This window comes from uncultured Granulicatella sp., assembly GCF_963515615.1.
Taxonomy (GTDB): domain Bacteria; phylum Bacillota; class Bacilli; order Lactobacillales; family Aerococcaceae; genus Granulicatella.
In genome coordinates this window covers 1-9,911 of record NZ_CAUPZT010000054.1, presented here as the reverse complement: position 1 = coordinate 9,911, position 9,911 = coordinate 1, and the positions used below count along the sequence as shown (strand labels likewise).

Annotated in this window: 8 protein-coding genes; 1 reads left to right on the top strand and 7 read right to left on the bottom strand. The window is 33.8% G+C overall.

Annotation, left to right across the window (positions count from 1 at the left end):
- From RYL55_RS07580 to RYL55_RS07570, 3 genes are all read right to left on the bottom strand, one after another.
- Positions 1 to 395, bottom strand: a 395-nt coding sequence (locus RYL55_RS07580) for a V-type ATP synthase subunit K (RefSeq protein WP_315008375.1), incomplete at its 3' end; no start/stop codon positions are given.
- Between the two features lie 18 nt (positions 396 to 413).
- Complete coding sequence (locus RYL55_RS07575; RefSeq protein ID WP_315008373.1) at positions 414 to 2,366, bottom strand: V-type ATP synthase subunit I; 1,953 nt, start codon at positions 2,364 to 2,366, stop codon at positions 414 to 416.
- Positions 2,353 to 2,679, bottom strand: coding sequence for a hypothetical protein (locus RYL55_RS07570; RefSeq protein WP_315008371.1), 327 nt, complete (start codon positions 2,677 to 2,679; stop codon positions 2,353 to 2,355). The genes RYL55_RS07575 and RYL55_RS07570 overlap by 14 nt, the downstream gene beginning before the upstream one ends.
- Positions 2,680 to 2,922: 243 nt before the next feature.
- On the opposite strand from RYL55_RS07570, the gene RYL55_RS07565 reads away from it, so the two are divergent.
- Positions 2,923 to 3,240, top strand: a complete 318-nt coding sequence (locus RYL55_RS07565; protein WP_315008369.1) for a hypothetical protein — start codon at positions 2,923 to 2,925, stop codon at positions 3,238 to 3,240.
- 279 nt (positions 3,241 to 3,519) lie between these two features.
- Here the strand turns inward: RYL55_RS07565 and cls are convergent, their stop codons facing one another.
- The 4 genes from cls to pnp all read right to left on the bottom strand — a co-directional run bounded on the left by cls (position 3,520) and on the right by pnp (position 9,600).
- Positions 3,520 to 4,959, bottom strand: a complete 1,440-nt coding sequence (gene cls / locus RYL55_RS07560; RefSeq protein ID WP_315008367.1) for a cardiolipin synthase — start codon at positions 4,957 to 4,959, stop codon at positions 3,520 to 3,522.
- 66 nt (positions 4,960 to 5,025) lie between these two features.
- Complete coding sequence (locus RYL55_RS07555) at positions 5,026 to 5,631, bottom strand: energy-coupled thiamine transporter ThiT (protein ID WP_315008365.1); 606 nt, start codon at positions 5,629 to 5,631, stop codon at positions 5,026 to 5,028.
- A 26-nt stretch (positions 5,632 to 5,657) separates the two neighbouring features.
- A complete protein-coding gene (locus tag RYL55_RS07550) occupies positions 5,658 to 7,334 on the bottom strand; it encodes a ribonuclease J (protein ID WP_315008363.1) in 1,677 nt (558 codons plus the stop codon).
- 160 nt (positions 7,335 to 7,494) lie between these two features.
- Positions 7,495 to 9,600, bottom strand: coding sequence for a polyribonucleotide nucleotidyltransferase (gene pnp / locus RYL55_RS07545; protein WP_315008361.1), 2,106 nt, complete (start codon positions 9,598 to 9,600; stop codon positions 7,495 to 7,497).
- Between the last annotated feature and the right edge of the window lie 311 nt (positions 9,601 to 9,911).

The window sequence follows — 9,911 nt, the reverse complement described above, 5'->3', positions numbered from 1 at the left end:
GTAGATTCTTCTGGTTTTTTCGCTAAAATTTGAACACCAGCAGCTGCTACTTTCCCTTGAGCAATACCAGATAATAAACCTGTGAATGCAATTGGTAAAGCTGCCATTAATAAGTATAAACCAGAGCTTAAAGGCATTGTTGCGCTCATTTTTTGCATAATGAAGAATGCAATGATGAATCCATAAATCCCTTGAGTACCAGGTAATAATTGTAAAATTAATGCTTGAACGAATTTTTCAGGTTGTTCTTTAATTAAAGCTGCCGCAGCTTCCCCTGCAATCCCTACACCTTTTGAAGAACCAATTCCTGAAAAAATACTTGCTACAGCCATTCCTAATGCTGCGAAAATAAAACCTCCAGAATTTTCAGTAAAAAATGTTAACCAGTTTGTCATAATAAATCTTCCTCCATCTTATTGATTTGATTTTTGTTTTGTTTCAATATATTTTTCATACGTTTTAAATGGTTTTAACGCTCTTCCGCCACCTTCATAGAATTTACCAAAGAATTCTACAAACTGTAATCTTAATCCATGAACATAAGCTCCTAAAAATGTTAGGAAAATATTTAACCCATGAAGCGCAATTAATAGAAGAATTCCTACTGTAACTCTTGCTACTGGTGGTAAGAAAGTCACTAACATGTTGAACGCTGCTGCAATACTACCGCCTGATACTGCTAAAGCCATCAAACGAGTATAGCTGACAACATCTCCAACATAACCACTAATCCCATATAAGTTATATAAACCAGTTGCCAAGCCCGCAAATTTATTCGAACTTGTCAACATAGATACGATAACAATTAGTACCGCTGCAATAATCGCTAGATATGATCCTACCGTTGCAAGAACCGGTATATTTAAAATCATCGAACCTACTAAATATAAAATTAAGCCAAAAATAATCGCTAACCACCCAATATGAGTCGTATATGCATTGGCATAATCCTTTTTCTTCCAATTACTATAAGCCCCGATAAATAGACCTACAATAATTTGAATAATCCCAAAAATGATTGATAAAATCATAATCGTCGTTAAATCTTTTGAAAGCGATAATGGTTGGAACGGCATATCCACCCCAAAGAATGAACCAAAGATAATTCCCCAAATTACTGTTGGATAACTTAATAAATGGAAGAACATTAAATTACGTTTCATTCCTTTATTTAATACAAACAGTTTTAACGCAAGGAACGTTGCGAACCATAATACAAGTCCATATCCAATATCCGCAGACATCATTCCAAAGAATACAAGATAAAACGGTGCTGTAAATGGTGTTGGATCCACCTCACCATATTTTGGCAAACCATACATCTCAATCATCATTTCAAATGGTTTGATAAGCGAATGGTTTTTCAAGACAGTTGGTGCTTCTTCATATTCTTCTGGATCAATTTCCAATTCTACCACTGTTACTTGAGAAGCAATTCCATAATCTTCCATTTGTTGTTTGGCTTGTTCCACCACATCCTCACATAAATAACCATGTAAGCAGAACAAATGCTCTCCTGAATACAATTGCTCTTTTGCAATTTCCTTTTGCCATTCATTAAACGCAAATTCGCAATACAATTTTAATTTTCTAACAAGATCATCTTGTTGTTGCATTTCTTGTACTAATGAATTTTTAGCTTCTTTTAATTGCTTTTGACGTTCTAAATTCAATTGCAATTCTTCTTTAGGGCTATGGTCAAATGGGTACCATGTCACACTAAAATTCACTTTCGCTAATTCTTCTTTAGCTTCTTGTTGATGTTTTCTTGAATAAGTTGCAAATACTCCAACTTCTTCTCTTGTATGATACACTTCCTGAATGACAATCCACTGACTCTCTTTAAGACTTTCTAAGTAACGATTATCCGTTGTTTGAGGAATCGTCCCCATTTTTGTCTTTGTAAATGGTTGTTTGAAGATTTCCTTTGGATGGAAGTCTAAATTTCCCCATTTTCTAAGTAGAGTTTCAGTTTCAATGAGCTCTGCGTTTTTCTCTTCAAATTTTTGTAATTGTACTCGATACTTTTCAACACTCTCAATTAATTCTTGATAATTCCAATTAGAAACGATTTGTTGAAGTTCTTCAATCGTAAACGTTTCTTTCTTAGTTCTCAATTTTTTCATGAGTGAAGGTTGTTTTAGATATTTTTCTAAAAAGCGAATATCTTCTTGTAATCGTTCTACTTTACTTTCTAACTCTTGAAGATTTTTTTGATTCGAAGGTTTTGATTCTTCTAACATGGATTGCCCTTGACTTAAGGAAATGAATTCTAATGATTGTAATTCTTGAACCGCATCCATCAATTGGCTTTGAATACGATTTGGTGCAATAAACATCAATTTTTTCATTTTAGCAATTGCCATATCGTTTTAACACCTCCTTAATTGTTTCCTGAACCAATTCTTGTCGATTGGCTTCAAACATCTGTTGTATTTGTTGAATTTCTTCATTTTGAAGAGATGCTAATTCTTCTTGGAAATCCAATTTCTTTTGAGAATATTTATCCTCTAATTCTTTTTCATAATTCGACAAAGCGATCTCTACATTCTTTTTAGATTCAGAAATTTTTTGATTCGCTTGAATTTTTGCTTCATCAATTTTCTTTTGAAAATCTTCTTTTAATTGTTGTGCTTGATTTTCAATAGCTTGAACAGATTCTACAATTTTTTGGCTCATAGTACACCTCCCATCTTATAGGTCTGAATTCGATTATAAATCCCTACTTTTGTTATTATACCCTTCTTTATAAAATGTATCAAACGTTAATTCTACGCCTGCTTCCTCTCTGATTAGTATAGTTAAATAGGAAGAAATACTACTTTTTTTAAAAAAATTTTTTGTTTTTTTTAAATAATGTTTGCATTTTAGAACAAATGTTCGTATAATACAAATACAAACATTTGTTCGGGAGGTCCGATTATGGAACAATATAAAAAACCATTTCATTCATTTATTCAACCATTATTAAACAGTTTACAATTTCCAACAGATTCAACTTCATATACTGATGTAATGCCATTAATTGATGTTGTTGAGACGATTCATAATAGTTACTATTTCAAAAAAGAAATTACTCTTTTATTTGAACAATACAATTCAAAAGGTGAATTACAACAATTTACTAAAAAAGGTATTATTAAAAGCTGTATTCAGCCGAACAATCATTTTGTTTTTCTAAGTGAAGATTTAACAATGATTTTGAACTTGGAACAAGTTGTTTCTGCCATTCAAGTATAGATAGAAAATAAGACTTCTCATTGTAGTATTAGGACGCCAGCAGCCACCTGTGATGTCTCTTGGCTAAAATTTGAGCCTAGGGTCTCAAATTTTCCTGCACTAGAAGCCGATTGGCTTCTAGTGCTCATACTACTATGAAGAGTCTTATTTTCTATTCTTGGGTAGCAAAATGTACTGCGCCCCAAAAGTTATACATAAAAAACTTATCACTATATCATGAGATTCGCAAAACGAAGCTGCTGGCGTCCTTGCTATAGTAATCAAGTTTATTATAAAAATTTATAATATCGGAGAAAGCAGTCTGGAGAATTTTTGTTTTAATTTTTTCCATGGAGATTGCTTTTTAAAATACGCTTCATCTGCTAATAAACAATTCTCAATATCTTTCTCAAAAATATCTTGTAGCTTACATGAAATTTCCTCATCATAGATAAACGCATTAATTTCAAAATTCAATCGGAAACTTCTCATATCAAAATTAGAGGTTCCAACTGTAGAAGCAACGCCATCTACGACCATTGTTTTCGCATGCAAGAAACCTTCTTCGTATAAATAGATTTCTACACCGTCTTTTAATAAGTTTCGACAATAATATTCTGTTGCACGATAAACAAATGGATGATCCGGTTTGCATGGAACCATAATCCGTACTTTTACCCCTGAAAGAGCAGCCACTTGCAAAGCTTCCAGAACACTTTCATCAGGAATAAAATAAGGCGTTTGAATATCAATTGATGTTTTCGCCATATAAATCATCTTAACAAATCCCATTTTTATTTTTTGATAATCATTATCCGGCCCTGTTGAAACGATTTGCATTGCTGTATCTCCTAAACATTCTAAAGTAGGAAAATATCGCGGTAAAAATGTTTTTTGATATCGTTCTGAAGCTGTTGCATTCCAATCAATAAAGAAGCGAGCTTGAAGAGATAATACGGCATTCCCTCTAATTCTTAAATGGGTATCTCTCCACTGCCCTAATTTTCCTTTCCCTAAATATTCATCCCCAATATTAAAGCCACCCACATAACCAATCTTTCCATCAATGACAACAATTTTACGGTGATTACGATAGTTCATCCGCAAATTAATAATCCCAAATGTATACCCGAAAAAGGCTTCTGAACGTCCACCCGCATCGTGAAGTTCCTTCCAAAATTTTTGTTTTGTAAAACGAGTCCCTAATGCATCATATAGCACTAAAACTTCGACTCCTTGTTGCGCTTTTTCAACTAAAATCTCTAATAATTCATAGCCTAATTCATCATCATTAAAAATATAATAGCCAATATGAATATGGTCTTTGGCATTTCTCAAATCTTCTTTTAATTGTGTAAATTTCTCCTGACCAGACGTCATAATTTCAACTTGATTTCCTTTTGTAATAACAGATTCATCACTTTCTAAAAATAATACCGCTAATTCTTTTAAATATAAATCTTCAAAGAAAGTATTATCATGTTCTAATTCCTCTAATTGAGTTTCGGCTAATTTTCTAATTCCAAATGTATCTTGGGATTTCAAATCAAAAATTCGATCTTTACTAATTTTTCTTCCAAAAAAGAAATAAATGAAAAAACCTAAAAATGGGAAAAAGACTAAAACTAATAACCAAGCCCATGTAGCTGATATCTCTCTTGGTTCTCTAAAGACCGTAATAATTGCTCCAAGTGTATTGATAAATATCAAACCTGTTACTATTGTCGATAAAAAATCCATTTCCTCTCTCCTTCCCTTCTTGCTTAGAAAAAAAGCAGGAAAACAGAAACTGTTTTCCCACTCTCATTAGTCATTTAATAAGTGAGATTTTTCTTTTCGAGATAAGTATTTTGTTCCTTTCGGAATGTAAATGTCACGTTTTACATAAATCAACGTTACTAATACTACTAATGTCACTACTAATGTAGCAATAAAGTTTACTGAAAATCCTAAAAATCCACTTGCTAAAGCAACTTTTTCAGTTGCAAATAATGTTGGTGTTCCAATAGCCGTAGCAATAGCATGGAAACTATAGCTAACAAATGTTGCAATAATGCTAGCTGTTACAACATTTAATACAGTTGAAGAAATACGAGCATTAAATGCTGTACGGACGGTATTTCTCGCAAAGAATCCAGCAAAAGCTACAAATCCATATCCCATTACAGAATCATGGAATGGAACAACAATATGTCCTGTTCCACTTGGATGTAATACTCCATGTAGAAGACCAAATAAAATACTTGCGATTGCTCCCCAAATTCCTCCATGTCTTAGTGATACTAAAATTAAAGGAATAATGGCAAAGTCAATGACTACATTTCCTCCAATCGCTGGAATGTAAGAAAGTCCACTAGCAACAACGATTGCTAACAAAACTTCTAACATAATTTTAACTGCTTTTGAACCCATGAATGTTCCCCTTTCAATAATACAACTTAATCTTTTTTATAATGTGATGCTTCCATAATAATTGGAAGAATAACTGGGCGACGTTTTGTTTGTTCAAATAAGTAACGACTTAAACCGTCACGTACTTCTTGTTTTAAACGTGGCCATTCAAAATTATCACTTGCTAAATTTTCTTCCACAATATCTGTCACAATTTTTTGTGATTCTTGTAATAATTCCTCACTCGTCTTCATATAAACAAAGCCTCGAGAAACAATTTGTGGACCCGATAAAATTTTTCCTAAACGTCTAGAAATCGTTACAACGACTACGAAAATTCCATCTTCTGATAAAATCTTACGATCTTTTAGTACAATATTACCGATATCTCCAACACCAATTCCATCTACTAAAACATTTCCCGCTGGAACTTGTCCGGTAGCTGTCATTCTTCCATTAGAAATTTCAATCACATCCCCTTTACCAGGAATGAAAATATTAGAATATGGAATTCCTAATTCGTGTGCTAACTCAGCATGAGCTAATAAACTACGATATTCTCCTTGAACTGGAATGAAGAATGTTGGTTGTAATAAATTCATCATTAGTTTTAAATCATTTGGAGTCGCATGTCCGCTTGCTTTCGCATTATCAGCCATTTCAACGACTTCAGCTTCCGCACGGTAAATCATATCTTTCGTACGAGCAATGGCTGTTTCCATTGCAGTTGAAGGAGTTGTTGCAATATAGACTAAATCTCCTTGATGTAAATTCACTTGACGGTGACGACCTTGTGCCATTTTTTGTAAAGCTTTAATTGGTTCGCCTACGTTTCCTGTTTCTAACACAACGATTTCATCATCTGCCAAACGTTTTAATTCACGTGCCGTTACGAATAAATCTTCTGAAGGAACCGTTAATTTATTTAATTTCAATGCAATATTCACGATTTCTTCTAATTCTGCACCTGTTAAGAAAATCTTACGTCCTGATTCATGAGCTGCATTAAACACTTGTTGAATTCGTAAAATATTACTTGCCACACAAGCTACAATAATACGACCCGTTGCATTTCTAAAGGTATCTAAAATACTAGCTTCAATTTTACGATCACTAACATTTTCCTCGTAACTTTCAGCATCACTAGAATCACTTAATAAGGCTAAGACATATTCTTCTCCAATATCCGTAATACGGCCAAAATTACTTTGATAGCCAACGGCAGCACTTTGGTCAAACTTAAAGTCTCCAGTATACACAATACTTCCGTCTGCTGTTTTTAAAACAATCGCTACTGAATCTGGAATAGTATGAGTTGTTTTGAAAAATTTCACCGTTACAGATTCAAAATCAATTTCTGTATTTTCAGTGACAATATGATAATCATCGAATCCTTTTACTTGTTTAGAAGACTCTACATAATATTTTGCTAAAGCAATCGTTAATTCTGTCCCAAAAACTGGCGCTTGAATATTTTTTAGAAAATAAGGAAGAGCTCCTACTGCATCCGCATGACCATGGGTTAAAAATACTCCTGCAATCCGATCTTTGTTTTCTTCTAAATAAGTAAAATCTGGAATCACGACATCGATTCCTAATAATTCGTCTTCTGGATAAACCAATCCACAGTCTAAGACGAAAATATCTTCATCTACTTCAACGGCATATAAACTCTTACCGTTTTCTCGAACGCCTCCTAGCGCCATTATTTTAATTGAACTCATAGTTCACCTCATCTTATTTATTTGTTGTATTTTTTCTTACCAACTTGTTTACATTCTTAATCTAGAATACCATATTTACGATTTTTTGACTAACATTTCATATTTTTTCTTGGAAATAAAAAATGAGACTAGGGTTTTCCTAGCCTCATTTCATGAATGATTAAGCTTCTTTTTCGATTAATGCTTTGCGAGATAAGTTGATACGACCTTGTCCATCAATTTCAGTAACTTTTACTTTTACTTTATCTCCAATCGCTAATACATCTTCTACTTTTGCCACACGTTCATGCGCTAATTCAGAGATGTGAACTAATCCATCTTTTCCTTTTGCAATTTCAACAAAAGCTCCAAATTTTTCAATACGGCGAACAGTTCCTTCATACACTTGTCCAGCTTCGATTTCACGTGTTAAATCTTCAATAATTTCTTTTGCACGTTGAATCATTGCAGCATCAGTTGAAGCGATTGATACATGACCTTCTTGATCGATATCAATTTTAACGCCAGTTTCATCAATAATGCTATTGATTGTTTCTCCACCACGACCGATAACAACTTTAATTTTATCTGGGTGAATAGAAATCATTTCAATCTTAGGTGCATATGGGCTTAACTCTTTACGAGGTTCAGCAATTGTAGAAATTAATTCTTCTAAAATTTCAAAACGAGCTTTTTTCGCTTGCGTTAATGCTTCACGTAAAATTTGTTCCGTAATTCCTTGGATTTTAATATCCATTTGTAAAGCTGTAATACCAGTTGTTGTACCAGCAACTTTAAAGTCCATATCTCCTAAGTGGTCTTCTAACCCTTGGATATCTGTTAATACTGTATAGTTTGTACCATCAGAAATTAATCCCATCGCAATACCCGCTACAGGTGCTTTAATTGGTACACCTGCTGCCATTAAGGCTAGTGTTCCCGCACAAATACTTGCTTGAGAAGATGAACCATTTGATTCTAATACTTCTGATACAAGACGAATTGTATAAGGGAAATCTTCTGGAGTTGGGATGACTTGTTTCAATGCACGTTCCCCTAAAGCACCGTGACCAATTTCACGACGACCTGGGCTTCCAGCACGACCTACTGAACCTACAGAGAATTGTGGAAAATTGTAGTGGTGGATGAATCGTTTACCTTCTTCAATTCCTAAACCATCAATGACTTGATATTCTCCTAAAGGTGCTAATGTAGCTGAAGTTAATGCTTGAGTTTGTCCACGAGTAAATAAACCTGAACCGTGAACACGTGGTAATAAGTCAATTTCTGAAGACAATGGACGAATTTCATCAATTTTACGACCATCAGGACGTACTTTTTCTTCAGTAATTAAACGACGTACTTCGTCTTTTTCAAGATTATCCACTAATTGAGAAACTTGTTTTAATAAGCCTGCTTTTTCATCATTGTCTTCTAAAACAGCTTCAAAATGTTCTAAGGCAGTTTCTTTAACTTTTTCAATATTTTCTTCACGAGCTAATTTTTCTTCTGTTTGGATTGCATTAATCATTGCTTGACTGAATAAGTCTTTCACTTGTTTTTCGATTTCTGGATCAAATGATAGCAATGTTACTTCCATTTTTTCTTTTCCAATTTCTTGAACGATTTGTTGTTGGAAAGCTACTAATTTTTTAATTTCTTCGTGACCGAATAATAATGCTCCTAACATATCTTCTTCGCTCACTTCTTTAGCAGAGCTTTCTACCATGTTAATCGCAGTTGCAGTACCTGCTACAGATAATTCGATATCTGATAATTCAGCTTGTTCAGTTGTAGGGTTAATCACGTATTCTCCGTTTACACGACCAACATCTACCCCAGCAATTGGACCATCAAATGGAATATCTGAAATACATAATGCTAAACTTGAACCAAACATTGCTGCCATTTCTGGTGGACAGTTTGGATCTACAGACATTACAGTATTTGTAATTTGAACTTCATTACGGAAACCTTCTGCAAACATTGGACGAATTGGACGGTCAATTAAACGAGCTGTTAATGTCGCATGTTCACTTGGACGTCCTTCACGTTTAATAAATCCTCCAGGAATTTTACCTGCTGCATACATTTTTTCTTCATAGTTCACTGTTAATGGGAAGAAATCTGTATCCTTTGCTTGTTTTGTACCAACGGCTGCTGTTAATACCACTGTATCTCCATAACGAACTAAGACAGCACCATTTGCTTGTTTTGCTAATTGGCCGATTTCAACTTGTAACAGTCTTCCGCCCCATTCATAGCTATATACTTTTTTTTCTGACATATCGATTCTCCTTTTCTTCTTTTTAAGAGTATCTTTTAAACCTACTTTTAGAAATATAAACAGACGAAAAACTCACCTTCTTATATTTCTAAAGTAAGCACGCTAAAAAGAATACTCCTTGATTGTCATACGCAATAATTCTACCATAAACGATACTGAATAACTATTTTTTTGAGTAAACTTTAGCATTTTTTGAAAAAAATCCTAAAAACAATTGCATTTTAACTTCAAAGTGCTATACTAAAAACGTAATCAATGCCTCCTTAGCTCAGTTGGTAGAGCAGTAGACTCTTAATCTATGGGTCACAGGT